Origin of the sequence: Vibrio vulnificus CMCP6 (genome assembly GCF_000039765.1) — a bacterium.
GTDB classification, from domain to species: Bacteria; Pseudomonadota; Gammaproteobacteria; order Enterobacterales; family Vibrionaceae; genus Vibrio; species Vibrio vulnificus_B.
This window is the reverse complement of sequence record NC_004460.2, coordinates 431479-454475: the sequence shown is the minus strand read 5'-3', so window position 1 is coordinate 454475 and position 22997 is coordinate 431479. Positions and strand designations below refer to the sequence as shown.

17 protein-coding genes and 2 pseudogenes are annotated in these 22997 nt (G+C 45.3%); 8 read left to right on the top strand and 11 right to left on the bottom strand.

All coding sequences use genetic code 11. The features are described 5' to 3' along the window. Positions 1-5: 5 nt before the first annotated feature. The 7 genes and pseudogenes from VV1_RS24855 to VV1_RS17105 all read left to right on the top strand — a co-directional run. Positions 6-161 carry a hypothetical protein gene (locus VV1_RS24855; RefSeq protein WP_011081377.1) on the top strand — a complete coding sequence of 52 codons (156 nt, stop codon included), beginning with the start codon at positions 6-8 and terminating at the stop codon, positions 159-161. Beyond that, complete coding sequence (locus VV1_RS17130) at positions 158-667, top strand: hypothetical protein (RefSeq protein WP_011081376.1); 510 nt, start codon at positions 158-160, stop codon at positions 665-667. The genes VV1_RS24855 and VV1_RS17130 overlap by 4 nt, the downstream gene beginning before the upstream one ends. Positions 668-801: 134 nt before the next feature. Then, positions 802-1720 (top strand): annotated as a pseudogene (locus tag VV1_RS17125) (IS5 family transposase). A 160-nt stretch (positions 1721-1880) separates the two neighbouring features. After that, a complete protein-coding gene (locus VV1_RS17120; protein ID WP_011081373.1) occupies positions 1881-2360 on the top strand; it encodes a hypothetical protein in 480 nt (159 codons plus the stop codon). A 397-nt stretch (positions 2361-2757) separates the two neighbouring features. Beyond that, positions 2758-3657, top strand: a complete 900-nt coding sequence (locus tag VV1_RS17115) for a DNA/RNA non-specific endonuclease (RefSeq protein ID WP_011081372.1) — start codon at positions 2758-2760, stop codon at positions 3655-3657. Further along, positions 3647-3988 (top strand): immunity protein YezG family protein, encoded by a 342-nt coding sequence (locus VV1_RS17110; RefSeq protein WP_043921131.1) that lies wholly within the window; start codon positions 3647-3649, stop codon positions 3986-3988. Before VV1_RS17115 ends, VV1_RS17110 begins: the two co-directional genes overlap by 11 nt. 149 nt (positions 3989-4137) lie before the next feature. Continuing rightward, positions 4138-4704, top strand: a pseudogene (locus tag VV1_RS17105) (RHS repeat-associated core domain-containing protein); the annotation flags it as partial. A 659-nt stretch (positions 4705-5363) separates the two neighbouring features. Here VV1_RS17105 and VV1_RS17095 read toward each other — a convergent pair. The 11 genes from VV1_RS17095 to VV1_RS17045 all read right to left on the bottom strand — a co-directional run bounded on the left by VV1_RS17095 (position 5364) and on the right by VV1_RS17045 (position 20321). Next, a complete protein-coding gene (locus VV1_RS17095; RefSeq protein WP_011081370.1) occupies positions 5364-6728 on the bottom strand; it encodes an endonuclease/exonuclease/phosphatase family protein in 1365 nt (454 codons plus the stop codon). A 343-nt stretch (positions 6729-7071) separates the two neighbouring features. Next, positions 7072-8925: a M48 family metallopeptidase gene (locus VV1_RS17090; RefSeq protein WP_011081369.1), complete on the bottom strand. Its 1854-nt coding sequence runs from the start codon at positions 8923-8925 to the stop codon at positions 7072-7074. Beyond that, positions 8925-9515, bottom strand: a complete 591-nt coding sequence (locus VV1_RS17085) for a LemA family protein (RefSeq protein ID WP_011081368.1) — start codon at positions 9513-9515, stop codon at positions 8925-8927. Before VV1_RS17085 ends, VV1_RS17090 begins: the two co-directional genes overlap by 1 nt. Positions 9516-9719: 204 nt before the next feature. Continuing rightward, on the bottom strand, positions 9720-11087 hold the full coding sequence (gene dcuC / locus VV1_RS17080; protein WP_015728001.1) for an anaerobic C4-dicarboxylate transporter DcuC: 1368 nt from the start codon (positions 11085-11087) through the stop codon (positions 9720-9722). Between the two features lie 346 nt (positions 11088-11433). Then, the gene (locus VV1_RS17075; protein WP_011081366.1) at positions 11434-11988 is read right to left on the bottom strand and encodes a type II secretion system protein; all 555 of its coding nucleotides are present in this window, start codon (positions 11986-11988) and stop codon (positions 11434-11436) included. A 239-nt stretch (positions 11989-12227) separates the two neighbouring features. Beyond that, positions 12228-13571 carry a TldD/PmbA family protein gene (locus VV1_RS17070; RefSeq protein WP_011081365.1) on the bottom strand — a complete coding sequence of 448 codons (1344 nt, stop codon included), beginning with the start codon at positions 13569-13571 and terminating at the stop codon, positions 12228-12230. After that, a complete protein-coding gene (locus tag VV1_RS17065; protein WP_011081364.1) occupies positions 13571-14956 on the bottom strand; it encodes a TldD/PmbA family protein in 1386 nt (461 codons plus the stop codon). Before VV1_RS17065 ends, VV1_RS17070 begins: the two co-directional genes overlap by 1 nt. Positions 14957-15224: 268 nt before the next feature. Continuing rightward, the gene (glpQ, locus tag VV1_RS17060) at positions 15225-16283 is read right to left on the bottom strand and encodes a glycerophosphodiester phosphodiesterase (RefSeq protein WP_011081363.1); all 1059 of its coding nucleotides are present in this window, start codon (positions 16281-16283) and stop codon (positions 15225-15227) included. A 249-nt stretch (positions 16284-16532) separates the two neighbouring features. Further along, entirely contained in the window at positions 16533-17909 is a 1377-nt protein-coding gene (gene glpT / locus VV1_RS17055; protein ID WP_011081362.1) for a glycerol-3-phosphate transporter, read from the bottom strand. Between the two features lie 443 nt (positions 17910-18352). After that, a complete protein-coding gene (locus tag VV1_RS17050) occupies positions 18353-19768 on the bottom strand; it encodes a leukocidin family pore-forming toxin (protein WP_011081361.1) in 1416 nt (471 codons plus the stop codon). 1 nt (position 19769) lies between these two features. After that, positions 19770-20321, bottom strand: a complete 552-nt coding sequence (locus VV1_RS17045; protein ID WP_080553528.1) for a cytolysin secretion protein — start codon at positions 20319-20321, stop codon at positions 19770-19772. 727 nt (positions 20322-21048) lie between these two features. On the opposite strand from VV1_RS17045, the gene VV1_RS17040 reads away from it, so the two are divergent. Further along, a complete protein-coding gene (locus VV1_RS17040; RefSeq protein ID WP_011081359.1) occupies positions 21049-22935 on the top strand; it encodes a methyl-accepting chemotaxis protein in 1887 nt (628 codons plus the stop codon). The last annotated feature ends 62 nt before the right edge of the window (positions 22936-22997 follow it).

Sequence of the window (22997 nt, the reverse complement as noted above, 5' to 3'; positions counted from 1 at the left end):
ATTACGTGGGTAACGGCTTGACGAAAGAGCTTAACCCTAATAGTGCGAAGCAGTTCGGCGCGGTAGAAACGCTGAATTTTGAGCGTAAGACTGTTAATTTAAAAGAATTACACGACGCTGATGCTATTGTCATCATTATTAAGGATCTTCAACCGTTATGAGCTACGACATACAAAAATACCCGGTACAACCCGCTTTACCAACGATTACTCAGCATGATCAGTTGCCAACGGGCGCCATTGAAATAGGTCGTCTATTGGACACTACTGAGGCGGAAGACTTATATGTACTTGTGAAACGAGATAATTATTTATCAATCTTGACAGCGTATAGGAACTTAAAAACGCATCAATATTATTGCAAACAATTCGACTTTCCTCTCAGGGTTCTTAGCTGGTTCCCCAAAGCGCTAGAGGAGTTCCGCAAGCCGCCGGCGGCCGGCGGCTTACATGCGGGAGCGATGACCAGTGCCGATGAGGATGTCGACGGAGAAATGCTTTGTGTACAAGCGGCGACACAAGGTTATCATCTTGTCAATCTCTCACGTCAAAGTCCGTTGGATGTTGGTAACTCTTATATGCCTACACGAATTTCGTTTAGCTACCATTTTCTTTATGATCTCGGTTTTTTGGACTTGTTGAAAAAACTGGGTGAGCAATATAAGTGAGATGAGCAATAATAATAGTTTGAGTTCGTTGCTTGAAGTAATTAAGGGGCCAATTGACTTTGTTGCGTAATTCGAGGGAACTAAATCAGAAGGTTACGATCTGATCGGTTAAGTAAGTTTATTCCCCTAGTCTCATGCCGAAACCTCGCTACAAAACAACGAACTGGAAACAGTACAACAAAGCCTTAATCAACCGTGGTTCACTCATTTTCTGGATTGATGAAGAAGCGATAAGAGAGTGGAAACAAAGCAAACAAAAAAAGCGTGGAAGACCTCGTTTCTTTAGCGACCTGGCGATCACAACTGCGTTGATGATGAAGCATCTTTTCAATGCCGTTACGAACTCTGCAAGGATTCATTGACTCCGTATTTCTGCTTGCTCGTGTTCCATAGCAGTGTCCACATTACATCTGTATCAGTCGCCGAGCTAAACAGGTTGAAGTGTCATTCAAACCTCAAACGTATGGTGTGATAAGACATTTGGCCATCGATGCTACTGGTCTCAAGGTTTACGGCGAAGGGGAATGGAAAGTCAAAAAGCATGGCACAGACGGTAAGCGTAGAGTTTGGCGAAAGCTTCATCTTGCCGTTGATACGAATACCCACGAAATTATCGCTGCGGAATTGAGTTTATCGAACGTGACTGATGCTGAAGTGCTGCCAAATCTACTTAAGCAAACACGCAGAAAGATCGTTGAAATATCAGGTGACGGTGCTTATGACACCAAGGCCTGTTACGAAGCTATCCGTATAAAGCGAGCAGTCGCACTCATTCCTCCACGAGACGGAGCCGCATTCTGGGAGCGAGGTCACCCCCGAAATCTTGGTGTGGCCTGCCAGAAATTGTATGGTTCAAATAAACACTGGAAACAGAGGTATGGTTACCACAAGCGTTCTCTGTCAGAAACAGCGATGTATAGGGTGAAGCAGTTGCTAGGTGGAAAATTAAGTCTGAGAGACTACAACGCTCAGGTTGGTGAGACTTACGCCATGATAAAAGCGTTAAACAAGCTTACAGGGTTAGGTATGCCTAAAACTTGTCGTATTGGCTAAAAAAAGCGCAAAATGAAGTCGCTTTACTTTTGTACTGAATTACGCAACAAAGCCTTCTTGAGGTTCCAGTTCAGAATAACCCGATATCGCAAATCACAATAGACGCCGCAGATAATGCTGGTGTAGTTATTAGGGATATAGATGGCAGGATTTATTAAGTATGAACAAATTTAACTATTTTTATTGCAAGTCTTGGTTTTGGTCGAAAAAGCGTCCAACTGAAATGTGGAGTGAAGAGCAAGCAAGGCAAGCGCACGATGAATGCAGAACATATACTGTATTGGTGAATGATCGTGAGCGGCCTTATGCTGTTATTGATGTAGCAGGGAGTACACGCTTTGTTGGCGTTACTTTTTTAGATGACTTGTTAAGGGAAAGTCTGTCCTATCATTTCAAAGAAGTTGAGCTAGGAAAGTTATTTTTATCAATGGCTACACATCGATATTTTGACGGTGATAAGGATCAAGTGAAGTTGGGTAACTCGTATATTTTTAATGAGAGCGGTCAGCTCATAATAAGAAAACAATCATTTAACCCGCAAAGTCTCGCAGAAGTGAACTCTTCGACAGACGTAAGTGGGAATTATGATAAATATCCTAATTTTGGTGAATACGATTACTTGTTGAAAGTTGAACGATAAAATAGATAACCTGTCTTTATTTTAATACAATCCTAAGCCCCAGCGTTTGAATCCAGTGGTGGGGCTTTCCACATCTGTTACAGTATCACCGTATACCGCATATCCATCACAAATTTCTGTTTCGCCTTCGGCAAATAACTGATCTGTTCCACCTGCTTTAGCTGTTTGGATGAAGGTACTTTCCTGCGGCCAGCTTCAAATGCCTGCATGTACTGCTGGGAAATCCCCAGGTTCTCTGAAAGCTGCACCTGCGTTATCTACGGTTCCTTTCTCAAAGAGGCGATCTTAGTACCCGGCAGTTTGAAGAAACCTTGTCGACTAAGGTCATCGTCTCGTCCATAAAAGCTATAAGCGTCCAGCATAGGTGATCTCTGTGTCAGCTGCGATGTAAAAGCCAATGTTTTACGCGATGGGCTCAGGCAATTACGCCAGTGCGGTGAAAACAGCCAGCCCGACTTATCAGTTACATGCCATAGCGCCAGATGAATACAAAGGTGCTGCACTTGAGGCAATACACTTGGCGCTTGATGGTGCCGGTATGGCTCCTGGAATTGGCATTGTAGCGGATTTAATTAATGCGGGGCTGTATGCGCTGCGCGGCGACTTTTTGAATAGTGGCTTGTCTTTATTGTCTGGCTTGCCAATCGTTGGGCAGGGAGTGACAGCAGCAAAATATGGCAATAAAGCACTAAATGTAGCTACGGAGACAGTAGCAAAGGGAGGTGATAGCCTAACATCAGTTGCCAAACAACTGGACGCACCGAAAGGGAGTGAGTTGCCGGGGGCAACTTCGCATACAATTGAATTAGATCAAGGAAGCAAAGGTGGATGGAACAAGGCTCTCAATGGCAAACTTGAAGCAAACGCAACGTATAAAGTGGGCTCTTACTCATATAAAACGGATGAACTTGGCAGAGTGAAATCCGTTTCTGGTAAACTCGAACTCAACAAAGTAGATAGAAACACTTATCAGCAAAGCAAAGCTGGGAAAACAGATGGTATTAAGGATGGCCTAGTTGATGATGAAGGCGGTCACCTTATCGCATCAATCTTTAAAGGTCCTGGTGAGCAAATAAACTATGCAGCGATGAATGGCAACTTAAACAAAGGTGCTTGGAAACGGATGGAAAATAAATGGGCGGAAGCACTTAGTGGAAACCCACCTAAAGAAGTTAAAGTTGAGATAAACTCGATTTTTAAAGGCGAAAGCAAAAGGCCCACTGCATTTGAAATAATATATGAAATTGATGGTAAAAAAGTGAAGCGTTTTTTAAGGAATATGCCCAATGGAAAATAGCGTAGAAAATTTGTACTTAACCATAGCTCAATCAATTGTCAATTCTATAGATGATGATTGGTCAATCTCAATAATTCGAGCAGAACTTACAGAGGGTTCTATCGAATTTCAAAGTGAATACATTCCAACCTTATCACCTGAACAGCCAAAATATTTCGATGTTCCTTTTGAAATATTTGAAGCATTTGAAGAGCTTCATGCAGTAACAAGTGGAACTGATAACAATTGGAACAGAGCTACATTTAGCCTCGACCCCTCAGGAAGTTTCAATATTGACTTCGAGTGGGATCAAGCCCTTGCTGATGAAATCGAAAGCTTGAACAACGAATAATGACTTATTTGTTAATATCTAATAACTTCTACTCTCAAACAACATGAATGCCGCAAAGTCTGCTAAGTCGGTTGGCGGGCTTAGCTTTAACGTTTGTCATCCAACCTCAAAAGTCCCCAAATAGTTAGTTTTTGAGATGAGTACTCTGCGTTACTGTCAATGGCTCCGTTGTTTGGCAAGCACGTTACGACACATACGGACGTGCACACATTGAGGTGGAGAGCGTTGGCAACCCACTCCGTTTTCAAGGGCAATATCACGATGCGGAAACAGGGCTACACTACAACCTTGCCCGTTACTACGATCCAAGAACAGGACGCTTTATTCAGCCAGACCCGATTGGGCTTTTAGGCGGTATAAACCATTATCAATATGCCCCCAATCCGGTGATGTGGGTAGACCCGCATGGTTTATGTGCCAAAGAGGACTCCCCTGCAATAAAAGCCGGCGTGAACGATACCCAGCCGCAACAGCCAATGTTTTACGCGATGGGCTCAGGCAATTACGCCAGTGCGGTGAAAACAGCCAGCCCGACTTATCAGTTACATGCCATAGCGCCAGACGCTGTTCAGCAAGTCGGCATTGATTATGCGTTGGGTGCGACAGAAATGCTGGCGGCAGGTGCTTATAACACAGCCGTTGATGCGGTTGTTGACTTAGCGCAACTCGCATTTGGTGATTTAGAGCAGTCTTCTGCGCTCATTCAATCAATCCAATAGGAGGCATGCGTCGAAGTCCTCAGACCCTAATTTCGGGTGATAATCCAATTTTGAAAGAGGTTTACCGTGGTAAATATTGGGAATACAACAAACAATAGTTTGGATTCGTTAGATCAGGAGTTAGTAAAGTTAGGTGTTCCCAAAAATTACTATTCTCTAGGTCTAGAGAAAAATGAAAGGACGTGCGTCATCGAGGAGGAAGGCGTTTGGCTGGTTTATTATTTTGAAAGAGGGAGTAGGGAGGGTTTACATACGTTTTCTGATTTCTCATCGATGAAAACATATGTGCTTGGAGAGTTAACCAAGTAAGGTAAGTTGTTACAAAAAAAGCAGTTCTTCCTGACAGTCTGGAAGAAGCTAAAATTGCTGAGAGCAAGTCGCGGAGAAGGGGTGTTAGCCCAAGTATAGCGATGCTGATCTAGCAGAACTCGCACAATATGGTGATGTTGGTAGTGAGCGATTTCAGGTGCGCTTCACGGAAGAAGGCTTTCTCAATGACCGTAATACCTCCGACATTGCCTTGATCGGGAAAATGGGTATGGTTATGAAGACCGAAAGTGGTGAAAGTACTATTAAAAAAATGCCAGCTGTATTCGCTGGCATATTACTGGCTCACATTGATGGTGCAGTGTGCCACTATCGAGATTTAAACAGGGTTAGAACTGAGCTTGAATCCAAATCATTCGGTGGTCTGAAGAGACGTCTTTACCATTGCCAAATTTGCCAATTCTCGGGTCATTAAACAGCTTGCGACCCTCTTCGTATGATGCCGCCCAGTACACTCCTGAATTGACCACATTCAAGTTGGCAGATGGTAGAACATAGTCAACGCCAAGACCAAAAGTTGATGTGATGCGGTTTGGAATAGGGTGGGTGGATTTACTATCAACCGCATGTTCTGCAGCGCCATAGCTAGTTGGGTATAGGTTACCGTTCATGACATTCTGGTTCACTAATGGATCATTATGTAATGCCTGCATAATGTCGCTAAATCCATCGCCGGCTAAGGGATCAAGGTTTTGATCTCCCATCATGACGAATTTAGCGCCTGTTGCGAGACCGCCTGTTTTCCCAGAATCGTCGTAGAAGTATGCTTTGCCTTGGATATAGTGATGCCAGAACTGCACTTCGGCACCATTTTGTGCCTTGTTCTTGCCTGGGTCAAACACAGGTGGCGTCGGGTGAGACATTAGTAGGTGAACCACTTCATCCCCTTTTTCGGTTGGAATGATGATTGGAGCATCAACGTGGTTTTTCGATGACAGACGGACTTCTTGCCACTCTTCTGTCGTGTACCAAGCATCACCACATTGCATGCCATCTGGAATTTTTTGAGAACCGTCGCAAATGGTAATCGTTGGTATCTGAGCGCCTTCCATATCTTTCCACTTAAACGTTTGGAATGTTCTTGTATTTTCTGTATCAATTTTGTACTTCGACATTAAGGCAAAGGCGTATTGGCCATGATAGAAGCCAAAGCCCCATGCGTCGCCGGGAAGTTGGCCAGCAGTACCATTATTGTCTAGGTCGAAGGGGCTGACTAAGCCAGTATTCGTTGAGTACGATTCGGCATAGGGATATTCAATCGGCTCTAAATTTGCGTTACCACCAGCGCCATCGTTGCTTTGGGCCACAGAAAGATAGTTGTTTTGAAAGCCCACAAGTGCTGCTTTATTTTCACCAGTGCCATCGTTGTTGTATTCAGCCATTAGCAATACATCAGGTCGATTTTTTTGGATGATTGCAGCAACATTTCGGATTTGGATGACTTTTTCTGCTCTCACTTTATCTTGTTCTGCGATGCTGCCATCTAAGTAGGATGTGACTAACAGATGTTGCTGTTCTGGCGCTACTTGCATTTCATCCACGAGATCTTTAAAGGTGTTTCTATCAAACGAGAGATTAAAAGTGGCAATTTTTACCTCTTTAGGATGCACATCAATGTAATCGGTATCGTTGCTACAGCCTCCAATTAATGCAGTGCTAATGAGGAAAGCGAGGGTCGTTTTAGAGTGTTTCATTCTTCTGTTATACCTTATTGTGATTTCGGGCAAATACTAAGGTTATCAATAAGTTCTGTAGGCGATGTGTGTCACATAAGTATTTTCAAGTTTGCAGTTGAATACATAATTTGTGTGATTGCTGCAAATAAATGCATCACTTTCAACAGCAAAAGGTTATATCCAAATAGTGGAAGAGGTTTTATCGTTGTTTGAACGTTGGGGGGGCTTGGATGACAAACTGCATCTTGAGTCTGAACTATGAGCAACGCGATAGCGTGAATACAGGATGCATTAGGAAGAGAAGGTGTTATCTCGAGTATTAAAAGAGGATGCTCATGAGCATCCTCTTTTAATGAAGGGCCTAAGATGACATGGTTAACGGTGGGACCGGAACTTCAAGAAAGCACGCAATCACTCGATATAACTCGCCTTCAGCGACGCTAATTTGACCGTCGGACTCAATGGCTAACCGGCATGCCTTAACAAACGTTTTTCTATCTGCAATCTTGAGTTGCAAGAGTAACTCCAACGCAGCACGGCTTAACTTCCAGTTATGATGGGCGGGTTCAAGAGGGTGCGATGCTAGCCCTAATAGTGCAAGTGATTGATTATAAGCGCTTTGCGCACTCACTGGATCGGTGTGGCACACCCACGCTAATTCTCTAAGCAGCCACACCACACTCTCTTGGAGTTGCTTAATTGATTTACGTTGAGGCGCTTTACCAAAGGAGGTTAGGAGCTGCTTCTCCAACAAATTGACGACGCACCACTCTGCGAGTGAGTAGTGATCATCCGCGAGGGCAAGGTCACGCAATACTTGGCAGAATCGCGCTCTTTGTCCTTCACTGAGCGCTTTCAGGGCAGGAATTGAAAGCTCAAGAAGCGGTAAGCGCAAATGAGCTGGAATGTCATGATCCAACCAAGGGAGCAGTTGAGGCTGAGAGGCTGGCGGTACATGGCATTTTATCATCTCTCTTTGACGGTCACTTCCATCATGAATTAAAGCGAAGGCAATAAAACGTGCGCTGTAGGGTTCACGAGCAATGTCGATCAACGGTTGGGGCAATTGACCAATGAGTTGTTGACCAATTTCGCTGAGTTGATCAGAAGATGGCACTTCTTCTACGTATTGCGAATGTTGTTGAGACGAAAATCCACTCGACATTTGGCTGTCAAAGGCTGGGGCCTGTTGCGATGATGCCCTTTTAAAACTGCCGTCCCACTGAGGTTCAATACGTCGAATTCTTTCTTCTAGAGGTGGGTGAGTTGCAAAAAATCCCGACAGTCCAGAAAGTTGGGCTTGCCCAAACATCATATGGCTAAATTCACTCGTGGAACGAGCATCGAGTGTTGAGCCATACGAATAGCCGCCAATTTTTTTTAGTGCACCAGCGATCCCTTGATCATTACGAGTGAATTGCACGGCACTGGCATCTGCAAGAAACTCACGTTGCCTTGAAATCGCCGCTTTGATCATTGAGCCAAACAGAGTGCCAAGCCAACCTAAAACCAAGCAGACCAGTGCAATCATAAAAATGATGGTAAAGCCTTTGTCTGAATCGGATGAACTACGTGATACCCGGCTTGAGCGAGGCATGTTGTCGAGAACCAGATGACCAAAGTGCGCGATACAAGTGATGCCAAACAATATGCCGATTAGACGTGTATTCAGGCGCATGTCACCGTTTAATATATGACTAAACTCATGAGCGATGACCCCTTGCAGTTCATCTCGGCTAAAGCTGTCTAGTGCACCCTGAGTGATACCAATTACGGCGTCATCAATGTTCATTCCAGCAGCGAAGGCATTGATTCCCCGTTCGTGTTCCATCAAATAAACCGGTGGCACAGGAACACCTGCGGCAATCGCCATCTCTTCAACGACGTTCAAAAGTTGACGATGTTTGCTACTCGTGGTGTCGGTAGAAATGAGTTTCCCGCCCATACTCTCGGCGACACCACGCCCCCCATTGGATTTGAGATCTGAGAGGCGAATTAAGGAGCTCATAGCGATGACAAAAGCGACACCGGCAAAGCAAATGAGACTGTAGCTTACCGCAGTGTGCGGATCGAAAGGGGTTTCTGTTACCCCCAAATAGATCGCGATCGACAGAGTACTCACCAAAGCAGTGATGGTGAGCACGGCAAAGATAAACAGAAAAACCAACAGCCCAGTGCGCTGCCGAGCGACATCTTGATGCTGAAAGAAATCCATTAGAAGGTCACCTTAGGCGCTTCTTGAATCGCTTCACTGTCGGCAAACTCAAGGAGTTTTCCATCAAGGAAACCAAACATATTTGCAAATAGCACAGGGGGGAAGGTTTGTTTGTATGTGTTGTAACTGGTGACGGAGTCGTTAAAAGCTTGGCGGGCAAAGGCGACTTTATTTTCGGTGCTGGTGAGCTCTTCTTGGAGCTGGGCCATGGTTTCATTCGCTTTCAGTTCTGGGTAGGCTTCCACCACAACATTGAGTTTGCTTAGTGCATTTTGTAATACCCCTTCCGCTTGGCTGAGTAAGCTGATCGCAGAGTCGCTGTCTGGCGCAGCGCTCGCCGCTTTTAAACCTGAAAGTGCTTGGTTACGAGCTTGAATCACACGTTCAAATGTCTCTTTCTCGTGTTCCATATACCCTTTAGCGGTGTTTACGAGATTCGGGATAAGGTCATAACGTCGTTTGAGCTGCACTTCGATTTGGGCGAAGCTGTTTTTAAAACGGTTTCGCAAAGTCACTAACTTGTTGTAGATGCTGATCGCGTATACAACGATCAGCAATGTGAGAACAATAAAAACGATGAATGTAGTCATGATAAATCCTATTTGTCTATGCTTTGGTTTTTTATATAACCAATTGACATGAAAGGCAAATTTCGAATCTTATACCGTATTGCAACCGCGACTGATTGCACATTTATTTCTATGAATAAGTCGATATTTTCCCAACATGAAAAAGGCCAAGCAGTAGAGCTCGGCCTTGAAGAAAACAGACGTAGGATGAAGAATATGAGGCGATTAGGCGCTCATTGGTACCAATATCATTGTGCCAAGGATGACGGTAATCAAGCCCGCTAGCACAGGAACAGAAGTGCGTTTTACTACTTCAAATGGGCTGATGTGTGCCATACCAGAGGTAGCCACCACCACGCCAGAAACGGGAGAAATGGTGCGACCAAGGTTAGAGGCTTGCAACATTGGAATAATCAAGAATGCTGGATTCAGTCCCATTTTTGCGGCCAGAGATGGAGCGAGCTCCACAAACGCGTAGAAAGGGGCATTACCCGATCCCGTTGCAATAGCGGCTGCAACCGTAAGACCAGTCAAAATCAGCATGAGCGCGATACCACCTGCACCTGCGGTTTCTGCAAGATGAAGAAGGTTGTCAATCGCGCCGATCGACATAAGGCCTTGGGCAAATACGCCAGCGGCAACCAATAACATCACAACGCCTTTGAAGGCATCTGCCATGCCGTCGTAACACGCATCGAGATCTTCGAGTGATTTCTTACCATCAAACTTGTTCACCACGTAGTGAACCAAAGCACCGATAAAGATCGACAGTACAACAATGGTATAGATATCGAGGCTTAATCCAGGAATGGTGCGGCCATTAAATAAGAAAACACCAATGATCGGTAGGAATGGAAGCAGCGCATAGAATGCAGGTGCATCGGCTTTGATTTCCGAAACATCGATCTTTTCCATTGGGGTGTTGTCTTTCTTATCAAGGTATTTGTTCCAGAAGAAAGCGGCGACCGACATGACAATGATTGCACAAATGGAGACAGGCAGAACGGTTTGAACTGCAAAGACATCCAAAGCGAGGCCTGATTTTTCCGCAGCAATAACAACGTCACCAGAAGTCGGGGACAAAATGATCGCAGCGGGTGACGCACACACGGCAGCTGCCGCCGGGCGAGAAATCCCCATTGCAGTCATCATTGGGAAAAGGGTTGCCATCAAAAGCACACCCAGACCAGTTGCAGAGCTCACGGCAAGAGACATTAAGCACGCAACAATATAGGCGGCTACCAACAAAACGTAAGGCGATTTAATGACAGAAAGTGGTTTAGAAAACTGTTTTACAACGACATTATTCGCGCCGATATGTGTCATGTAAGCGGCGAAACCGCAAAGCAACATGATCTGCATCCCTAAACCGCCACCCCGATTTTGCAGCATAAACTTCACGTACTCTAATGAGTCTGTGATCATGTTACCTGTTGAGGTGATTTTGGCAGGCAAGACAGTGTGGCCAAGAACGCCTGTTAGGATCAGTAGAAGAACACCCGCGGTCAGTAGCACACCTGCCGCTTTGTAACCCTTGACAATGAAGTAACCAACCGCAACGGTCACTACCAGTCCAATTAAGAGCTCTAGCATAGAAATCTCCATGAAATATTAAAAAATGAGGAAGAACTGTTTCAATATGTGTCAATGAATGTACAGAAAAGCGTTCTGTAGCACGAGGGCTAGTTGAGCTTTGAATGATCTAAAGCAAATTTTGCTTTAATAAAACTCAATAGAGAGATGTCATGTATATTGGTGGTTTAAATGGTGTTATGTGTTGGTGAAAGTGATGCATGCAATATATGATAAATATCAAACTTGTTCGATTTGCATCAATACGGGCGCAAAGATCGGCGCAAGAGTTAAAAAATAAGGCCAAATGAGGTAACTCTGTCATTTGGCCTTAAATATCATCAACAACGACTGAAACTGCCGAGTATTAAGGGCAGGGTAGGACTTCCAGTTCGTATTGTGCATTTGCTGTTGTCGGTGGTGCATAGCGAACGCCACATTGTGTCATGCTGGCATTGGCATCACCACGTACAGCCACCACCACTTCTCGTGGTTTAGGATTGTTCTGATCATAAGGGTGGCGAAGTACTTGCCAGTCCGAGCCTTCCCCTTTGAGATTCGCGACCACAATGGTTAAGCCAGTGTCATCGGCATCAGGATAACCATATAGAAATGTACAATGCTCAGAGCCACCAATTTGGCAACCCGTAAAAGGTAAGCTGGTTTTTGGGGTTGGCGGTGTGATATCTGGGTCAGTTGCACTGTTCGAGATGAAACGATAATGCTCTAAACCCGCCATGGCCATTTTGCCGTATCCCATTGCCAAACCAGCAGCGATGGCGCCCCGCATGCCTTCTAGCCGTGCCACTTTGGCATCGTCTTGAAGGTTTAAGAATCTTGGTGCCACAGTCACGGCGAGTATGCCCAATATGACGATGACGACCACTAATTCGATCAGAGTGAAACCCGCGTGTTTTTTCATCCGTACTCCACTACTCAGATAAAATGTCGCTTCAAACAAGCTCAAAGCGAACGGCGGAGCGATTATATTCCTCTGATAGAAATAAAAATAGAGTCGCAACTCTAAGTTGAGTATTTGCAAGTGTATTGTTTTGATGACAAGTGGAGATGAGCAGAAACGAAAACGGAGGGAAACCCCTCCGTGAATTCAAATGACCACACTAGGAAAGTGCGAGGTCGACAATAATGGCGTGTTTCGCGCTATTTCCCGCCTATGCTCAAGCGAGAGAAACGTACCTTTGGTGCGAAGAATGAGCCGCCGTCGTTGGATTCAAGTACCGACCCTAACGCATCAACCTCTTTCAACATTTGATAGAAATTACCTGCGACCGTAATGCCACGTACGGGTTGGATTCTTTGGCCGTCTCGACAAAGGAATCCGCTTGCGCCAAATGAGAAATCGCCACTGATAAAATCTGCGCCAGAGTGTACTCCTTGCAGCTCAACAAGCTCGAGATACTCGCCAGCAGTGACTTCTGAGAAGCTACTTGTGCCAGCGTTAATCACTTTATGGTGTGCTGAAATTTCCAAGCCTTCTTTTGGTCCACGTGATGCATGCCCAGTGTTTTCAACACCAAAGAAAGAGGCCGTTTGACTGTTGTGCAGCAGAGAGTTGAGTTCACCGTCGCCGATCAATACCAAATCACGCGCGGCAAAACCTTCGCTGTCAAAGCTATGGATACGGAACCCGCCTTCTACATAGGCTTTACTGGAGAAAGAAATAAGTGGACTGGCGATCACGCTGCCAACCTTATCGCGCAGAGGGCTTAAGCCTTTCATCGCCACAGAGGCAGAAAAACAAGCTGAAAACGCGCCAAACAATTCGCTTAGGGCATCAATATCGAAAATGACCGCATAGTTACCCGTCGCCACCGCTTCGCCATCGAGCAGATCTTTGGCGAGTTGGTAACCTGCTTCAATGCAATACTCAGGATCGAGATCGATATAACGTCGGCCAATGCTCATCGCCCCCGCCATAGATTGCTTGCCCTCTTTTTCAAACAGCGTGTAGGCGTAAGCCGAGTGATAACGTTCCGCCTGCTCGCAAAGTGTCCCTTGGCTGTTTGCAATCAAAATTTGCGAGCGGTTATCACTATAGCCGTTGTACGGCGAGCTTGTTGCGTGTGGGCGGCTTACGACACCTTGTTCCAAGCGCAAACTCAAAGCGATTTTGTCATCGACTGTGGCATCACACTCTTGATTAAGCTCCGCGTAGTCGCTGATGATTTGACTGCCGACCACACTGATTTTTTGGTGAGGGTCAATCTTGGCGTATTTGGCACTTTCTAACGCATTATTAAGCATCATGTCGAGGCTTTCTGTTGCGAGAGACTCAGAGTAACTGGTTGCTACACGGTCATCTTTGACCACCCGAATACCGATAACCTGTGAAGTACTGACTTTGTATTCGTCCAGCTGGCCTTTATTGGCTTTGAGCGAAAAGTTGTCATTGGCTTGCGCGATGATGTCCGCTTGTGCGCCACGCTTTTGGGTTTCCGCCAAAAGATGATCGATGGCGTTAAGCAGTGTTTGTTTCTGACTCATTAGTTACCACCTCCAACGAGAATCTTATCCACTTTCAACGAGGGCTGGCCGACGGTGGTCGGAACTGAGCCACTGACCGAACCACACATACCAGGTGCAAGAGCCATGTCTTTACCTACCATGCTGATCTCTTTGAGAACTTTGGGCCCGGTGCTAATGAGGGTCGCGGTTTTTAATGGTTTAGTGATTTTGCCATTTTCGATGAGGTACGCTTCACGTACGGCGAAGTTAAATTCACCTGTACCGGGTTGAACCGAACCACCGCCTAACTTTTTCGCGTAAATGCCTTTCTCAATGCTTGAGATCATCTCATCGAAAGTACTATCACCTTCTTCAATAAAGGTATTTCTCATGCGAGAGGTTGGTGCGAATTTATAGTTTTGGCGTCGGCCTGAGCCCGTTGGCGCGTAACCGGTTTTTAGGCCACCCATTTTGTCGACCATGAAGCTGGTAAGCTTGCCATCTTTAATAAGCTGAGTGCGTTGAGTCTCCATGCCTTCATCGTCAATATGAATCGAGCCCCATTCGTTGGTCATGGTGCCATCGTCGACGGCGCTCACAGCAGAATGTGCGATCATTTCGCCCATTTTGTCATGGAAAACAGACGCTTTTTTGGCAACAGAGGTGGTTTCTAGTAAGTGACCACAGGCTTCATGGAAAATAACGCCACCAAAACCGTTGCCAATCACGACGGGCATTTCACCAGAAGGGCAGACATCGGCATTCAACTTCACCAGTGCTTGTTCTGCCACTTCTTGTCCTAGTGCTTTTGCGTCCAATTGCTGGCTAAATTCCCAGCCCATTAATGCGCCAGGGCCTTCCATACCAACGCTTTGCTCGCTGCCATCTTGGGCTACAGCGTTTGTTGCAACACGGATGTAGTGTCGTGTATCACCGATATGCAAACCTTCTGAGTTAAAGATCTCAATTTGCTGCTCACGTTGTAATACTGAGCCCATGAACTGCGTAATCTTGTCACTTTGTGCTCGAGCGGCAAGATCCGCTTGATGCAAGAAGGCAATTTTTGAATCCAAATACGGGTCTTTGCTGAGTGGCTGATGTGATACGTGTTGTACGGGATATCGAATGAGATTCAATGAGCCAGCTTGAGCGATTTGATCGCGCTTGTCTTTTGCCGCGAGGAGGCTAGTCACGCGTTTCAACTCACTTTCTTCGGTGCTGTTGGTAAAACCATACAGGACTTTATGGCCGAAGAAGAGTCGGATACCAATACCAAAATCGATACCAGAGTTTATTTTGTCGACTTCCTGAGAGTTGAATTGAATGCTGTTTGTCTGATGATGTTCGACAAACAACTCCGCAAAGTCGGCCCCTAGAAATAGGGCATGATCAATAACCGCTTTCGCGGTAATGGGGTTAAGCATGAAATCTCCTTGCTAGATTATCCGGAATGTCATTTCTCCGGAGCAAATAATGTTTTGACTTCAGCGTAGTCAATCTGCCAGAGAATCTTAACATTTTATTAAAGTATTTTTGTCCTGAAGCTAAGTGTTTTACTCTAATGCGATCTGGATCTTACGCCATAAAGTGACGATTAGTAAGAAAAAAGCTCGGCAAAACAGCGTCCTAAAAAAATAAAGGCTGGCAAAATGCCAGCCTTAAAGGATTAAGTCATTATAGACTGTAGGGGAATTACTGTTGCTTTTCTAGGAAAGCAACCGCTTTATCCGGAAAATCGGTGAACAATCCATCCACTTTGACTTGGTTGTAAAAGACGTCGAGCATACCCTCGAAATCGGTCGCATAAGGGGCAATCCGACCAGGATCGGCACGGAAGGTGTAGGGATGAACCGCTAACCCTGCTTGTTTGGCTTCATTCATGAGTGGTAATACAATGATGTTCTCTTTCGTGGATTTGTCATCGACCAGCATCGGTTTCCAAGGGCCAATTCCTTCCGCGTATTTCGCGACTTCTTGCATCGCACCGGGTTTAAACATCCAATCGTAGTCATAAGGTGATGCTTGGTTGCCCTTATACACCATGGTTTCGTTCCAGTCTGTGTAGGCCATGAGCTGAACCAATTTTAGGTCCATTTTCATCGCTGGCATCAACTCATCGTTAATGCGTTTTAGTTCAATCGGATCGAAACACTGCAAATAGACTTTATTGTTCTTATCGGTATAGCCATACGCTTTCAACGTATTAAGAACCGCTTTACTGATGTCTTTACCTTCGTGACGATGGAACCAAGGTGCTTTGATCTCAGGATAAATGCCGATGTCATAGCCTAGGGTTTTGTTTAAGCCTTGAATCAGCTCAATTTCTTCGGCCAGTGTCGGGACGGTGAAATCAGACTTCCACATAGGGAAGCGAGTTGGGTAGCCCTGCACTTTGTTGCCTTTATCATCGATGTTGAAGCCTTCGGTCACTTTCAAGGTTTTGATTTCAGCCAAAGTGAAGTCGATGGCGTAGTAGCGGCCGTCAGCACGTGCGCGATTGGGGAATTTCTCAGCAACATCGGTCACGCGATCCAGGTAGTGGTCGTGCAAAACAACCAATTGGTCGTCTTTGGTCATGACAACATCTTGCTCGATGTAGTCAGGCTTCATGGCATAAGCCAAGGTTTTCGCTTCCAGTGTGTGCTCAGGCAAATAGCCCGAAGCACCACGGTGAGCAATAACAAGAGGTTCGGCAAAAGCAGAAGTGGTTAACAGGCCAGCAAGGGAAAGAAAAAGAGGGGTAAGTTTCATGATGAGTTCCTTGTTCTGATAGCGATATTTTGGTTGGGTATATATCAGAGGCGCTTATGGTGACGGAGGAATATGAATGCTCCATGACACTCGCGCTTATTTTTTTTCTACTAGAAGCGGTTGAGGTTTTGGTTCGCTTACGCTCGTGAGCGTCACTCACTTTCGTCTGCCTGCCACTCCGAGTAGTCTGGACATAAAAAATGGCCCATCAGTTCGACTAAGCAAAAAGATGGGCCTGAGGAAGTTCAGTTACGCGATGGCTTCTTGTTCTTTTTCCTTCTCTTTTTGTTTGGCATCATGATGGGCTTTTTCACCCAGCAATGCGTAAGTCAAACAAACGATAGAAGTGATACAAGAACCAACCAGAATAATGAAGCCGCCATCCCAGCCGAAATGGTCTACGGTGTAACCTAATACCGCGTTGGCTGCCACGGCCCCCCCTAGGTAACCAAATAGACCAGTCAAACCTGCTGCTGTACCTGCCGCTTTCTTCGGAGCAAGCTCAAGCGCATAAAGGCCGATAAGCATGACAGGACCGTAGATCAGGAAGCCGATTGCTACCAGCGCCGCCATATCAATACCTGGGTTGCCCGCTGGGTTAAACCAGTAAACAAGAACCGCCAGAGTGACAAGGAACATAAATAGGATGCCAGCTGGTGCGCGGCGGCCTTTGAACAGTTTATCTGAAATCCAACCACACAATAGCGTGCCTGGAATACCCGCCCATTCGTATAGGAAGTAAGCCCAAGATGATTTATCTACCGTGAACTCTTTCGCTTCTTTTAAGTACACTGGCGCCCAGTCCAATACACCGTAACGAATCAAATAAACGAAAGCATTAGCAATAGCTATCGACCACAAAAGTTTGTTTGAAAATACATACTTAAAGAAAATTTCTTTTGCGGTCATCTCTGTTTCATGAGACGTGTTGTAATCATCTGGGTAGTCGTTTTTGTACTCTTCAATTGGCGGTAGGCCACAGGATTGTGGAGTATCACGCACGGTGAGCCAGATGAATACTGCGACGATCATGGCGAAAAATGCCGGCACATAAAACGCAGTGCGCCAGTCATCATTAAACATCCACAAACCAAATAGGAAGATAGGACCAATCAAGCCACCACCGACGTTGTGTGCCACGTTCCACACTGAAACGATCTCACCACGCTCTTTACGTGACCACCAGTGCACCATGGTGCGCCCACACGCAGGCCAACCCATACCTTGGAACCATCCGTTGAGGAACAGCAAGATAAACATTGCCGTGATGCTGCCAGTTGCCCATGGCATAAAGCCGAAGCAGAACATGACCAAGGAAGACATCACCAAACCCGCACTTAAGAAATAGCGAGGATCAGAACGGTCAGAGACGCTGCCCATTAGAAACTTAGACAGACCATAAGCAATGGAGACGGCGGCCAAAGCCACACCAAGATCGCCCCGGCTAAAGCCTTGCTCAATCAGGTAGGGCATCGCCAAACTAAAGTTCTTACGGACAAGGTAGTAGCCAGCGTAGCCGACGAAAATACCGATGAACAATTGCCAGCGTAGACGTGAGTAGGTGCTGTCGAGCGAGTCGCTGGAAACGCGATCGATATGCGCCTTAGGTTTGAATATACCAAACATGGAAAGCCTCTTATTGTATTTTGCGATGGTATCGAAAGGAGCCCGAAGTAAGGTGTAGGGTAATCAGGAACTCATTTCGTTAGTGTGCGAACGAGCAAACGGTTTCGTTCGAAAGCGTGGGAATTTTCGTATTCTATGAAAGTAATTTCTGTGAGAAATGTTACATTTCAATTAATTAATTTACAAAATAGAGTATTAACTTGAGGTTATGGATTGCTGATCTCACTTTCAACAAAGTTCGAAAATCCAAAAAAGAGACAAATTGATTGATAAATGAGCAAACGAAAGTAAAAGGTCACTGGCTAGACCGTAGAGAAGGAAACAAACTCAATCACGTAGCTCGGGATAAAAAAGAAGGAAAGTAGATGACGAATAGATGGCGAATAAAGAAAAACGCTCCCTAATATACGGGGAGCGTTTGGTTATCGCTAAGGCAACAGAGCCTAGAGTTTGACTTGTTGTAATGTGGGTTTCCAACGTGCCTGATTTGCTTCATTTTCAGGGGTCACTTGAACATTACGACCACCGACAATGTTTAGAAGGTAGCGAGTATTGTTGCCATCAACATAGCGGCTAATGAGCTTATCGCCTTCCCAATACCATTTCTGTGCTAAGTTCGCACCACACTGTTCGACTGTGAGCGTTTTGTCTGCGTTTACGGTCAAACAACGATCGGATGCCACTCGGCTACGATAACGTTCTTCTTTATCTAGGCCCCAAACTTGGTTCCAACTGCCGTGACAGCTCCAGCCGTTAACCGAACCACCCGCAACCGTTTTGTCACCGTTCTCACCATAAACATCTAGGCAGAGATCGTTGTTGCTCAGTGACTGTAGTGTAACGTGTGCTTCCGCTTCAAACAGTGGGTGATTCCAGTCGATGCGAATACGTTGTTTCACAGTACTGCTGTTGGTTGACGAGCCCGCAGAGCCGTAAACCGAAAACAGCGCAGAAGGAAGAACGGTACCAAAGCGTGCACGATAGTTGAGTTTCACGCCCATCTCAAAATCCGTTACGCCAGTTTCAGACACGGGCGCTTCGTACAAAACGTCATAGTTCGGTTTGAAGTTGGAATAAGAGATAGGGTTGAACTTCGTCTTATCAAATACCCAACCACTGCCCCAGTGAGCGGCGGTGAAATAGCACCCAAGCTCTTGGCGGCGCAGTTCATCACACTCACCAAACTCACGCTCGAATGAAATATCAAAATCACTCAGTGATGAACGGTTGTTGATGCGATAGTCTTTTGTATCAAACACCAAGGTCTTCGAGTAGTTGTAGGTAAATGAGCCACTGACTTCGCCGCCCACTTTCGGGCCGTCTTTGTTCACTTCCGCGCCCACTTTACCGTTAATACCGATGGAGTAACCGTAAGTATCGCGGTGTTGGTAGTTTTTGTTCTCATTCTGCGGTAGGTCACGGGCTTTTTTCGGTGTGTAACCCGAAACCGGTTTCACCCAAAGGTCGTAACTGCTGGCGAATGGACCAATGTAAGTGCGGCGGTTTGCCCAGCTCTGGAACCAGCTGTGATCTTGCTGAAGCTCGTTAACCAAATGAATACCCGTGCCAGGCTTGTCGGCATCGACGGTGAAACGGACAATTTTGGCGTCAGGAGTAAAACCATCTGACGTTGCCGATTGTACCGAGCGCATTTGTGCCACATTGACGCGAACATCGATGGAAGCACCCGCATTACACCAGTCTCGTGTGGCGTTGAAATCACCGCTTGTGTGCAACACACACTTAATTTTTGAGCTGGTGATATAAATAGGTTTCTCAACAATCGGCACATATTCTTGTGCGCCAACCTGTACCGCGGTAGCTAAAAGAGAAAGGGTAAACAGAGTCATTTTTTTCATCTTATTTTCCCTCAGATTGGAAGCGGTCTAGGGCATGAGTGAGAGAAAGTTTAACGCTCTCTAACTCGGCTTGGGGATCGTTGATTGGGTTGTCATTCTCGTCGGTGACATCGCTGACAATCGCATTGACTAAGGCGTCGCCTTGATAAACCCCCGTAACCACAACAGGCGCTGACAGTCCTAAACCAGTGAGTTTTTGGCTCCAATCAAGCCTTGCGTCGTCACCAGCAATTTGAGTCAAATCAATCACCACGGTGCTACCGGAGATGATATGACTTTTTGCTTGAGTGATTTCATCATCTGTTGCTGTTCCTACATTGACATACAACACATCATTACTGTTTAGCTGGCCGTTAAACAGCGTGACATTTTGTTGGTACTGATCGGCAATGGTTTGTGAAAGCTCACTTTCGCTGCCCAAAATTTGAACATCAGCAAAAGTATTCGCCGCAAACAAACAGCAGAGTACGGTAAGGCGTCCTACATTTCTATTTTTGTTATTAAGCATAGATTCCTCATTACGAGTAAGGGTTATTATTGTTATTTTCTCCATAACATTAATATTTGTATGGAGATTGTTTGGTTCGTCCTTGAGAATAGATATGCACCAAAATCCTGTTGGCTATTTATTAATAATCCTGAAAATATTTCATATAAATAAAATAAAAGTATTTTTTGGCTCATTATCACAAAATCAACAGATTAATATCTGATCTGTTATTGTTTTAAAAGTGATCTAATATAAGCTTGCTCTAAATTTAATTTATTGATTAATGTGGACGTTGTTATTTTATCTTATTGTTTTTATGTTATTTTTGTTTTGGCTTTTTATGTGTAAGATTTGACTAAAAAAGAGGGTGGTTAATTAGTTATTTTTAATTTAACTCTTTCTTAATTATTGGCTTGAATTTTTAAATTGATAAAAATGAAATCTATTTATTCATATTTGTCATCACTAAATTATTTAATGCAGAAATTTATTTTAGAATTATTGCTCTAAAATAAGTTTGTTTTTATTCAATGAAAAATCGAAATAGGTTTTGGTTGTTATTTCGCTATTTTTGGTATGTTTTAACTCTCTTAAGTCCTCAGGAAAAATTTACGGGTATAGTGATTGGATGTTGAACGTTGGATGTTGAAAGTTAAGAGCTTGGTCATGATTTATTTTTAGCTTCGAATTTATAATGTGCGGGAACACTGGCATCGAGGATACCCAATCACTTTTGTGTGAGGGCGGTGACAGGTGTTGAGCTAAATCAATAACAAAGAGCAGGATTACAATGCTTAGAAAACTTTCTTTAAAAAACAAACTCGCTGTTTCAGCGAGCGCTGCCATTATTGTCGGGGGACTTTTGGTTGAAGCGCTATCATTTAACGCTTCGCTAAATCGGTTGGAAGTCGAGGTACAACAGCGCTTGACCAGTACCACCGCGTCATACAATCAATATGTAACGGACTGGCTACTGTCAAAAGAGCGAGCGTTAACGGCGCTATCCTCTGAAGTCGACAAACAGTCCATTGTGACTCATTTAAAACAGGTGAAAGATTCGGCCAGTTTTGACAATGTCTTTCTCGCCTACCCAGATGGTGCGCAAGACAACGCGAATGGTGTGGTTTTACCGCCGGGGAACGATGATCCTCGCCAATGGGGTTGGTATAAAAACGCCATGGCGAATCCAGCTAAAGTCTTTATGGATAACCCAACTGTCGCCGCGGCAACCGGGGCAAATGTGGTCTCATTAGGTAAAGCTCTTTCATTGCATGGTCAGCAAGTGGTATTGGGCGCGGATGTGGAAATCACCGACATTCTTAACAGTATGGCTAAGGTAATCTTACCTGGTGAAGGTTATATGTTCATTGCCAACCAGCAAGGCAATGTGTTTACCCACTCCGATACCAAATTGCTGAATCAATCGGTCAGTCAACTTGGCTTGAAGTTTAATGACATCACCCAAGCTGCGCGAGACGGCAAAGATATCTATGTGGATGTCTTTGGTGAAAAATCCGTGGTGTATGCAAAAGCGATAGAAGGCACGCAACTGACGACCGTGAGTGTTATCAATTACAACTCGTTGGTTGAGCCGTTGTTTGATGCTGTCATCGGCCAAATTCTGGTCACCGCGGTGGTGGTGATTGTGTGTACGCTACTGTTCAATATGTTATGTAATTTGCTGTTCCGTCCACTCAATAACGTGTCTGTTGCGCTTGAACAGATCGCCAACGGCAGTGGCGATTTAACGCAACGTATTGTGGTTGAAAGCGACGATGAAGTGGGTAAATTGGCTCATAATTTCAATACATTTGTCGCGAGTTTACAGCAACTGATTGGCCACATTCGCGAGCAGTCTCATCAGCTTACTCAACAGTCGGATAAAAGCACTTATCGAGCAAACAGTGCAGTGAACGAAATTCATCACCAACAACAAGAAATCACCATGGTTGCGACGGCGGTGACTGAACTGGCCAGTGCCACGCAAGAAATCGCATCGCATGCGGAGCAAACTGCGCGTGCAGCACAGGATTCTGCTGCCAGCACCAACGATGGCCATGCCTTGGTGTTGCATACCAAGTCTTCGATCAATAGCCTAGCGAGCGAATTGGACCAAGCGAGCAACGTGATTTCGGATCTTAATCGTCATGCTCAGGAAATTTCGACCGTACTTGCCACGATTCAAGGCATTGCGGAACAAACCAACTTGTTGGCATTGAACGCGGCGATTGAAGCGGCTCGAGCCGGGGAGCAAGGGCGTGGCTTTGCGGTCGTGGCGGATGAAGTGCGTGTGTTGTCGCAGCGTACTCATTCTTCGACAGAAGAGATCAAATCCACCATCGATGCCTTACAACAAATTACGCATCGTGCAGTGAACTTGATGGAAAACAGCTCGAAGTTAGCCGGCAACTCAGTTGCTGATGCGGATAAAGCGACGCAGGCATTGGAAGAAATCAACACAGCGGTCACACTCATTAGCGACATGGCGACGCAGATTGCCACTGCGGCTGAAGAGCAAACCCATGTGACCAGCGAGATCACCCAAAACATCACGTCGATCAAAGATGTGGCCGATCAGTTGGTGGTCAGCTCGCAAGACAGCTCCGTGGAGTCGAACCAGCTAAAAGAGCAAGCAGAGGAACTCAGCGCGAAAGTAGCCACGTTTAAGTTGTCATAACTATTTGTTCTTAAAAGAGTATGTTTAAGAAATAAAACGGCGTCTTCGGACGCCGTTGTTTT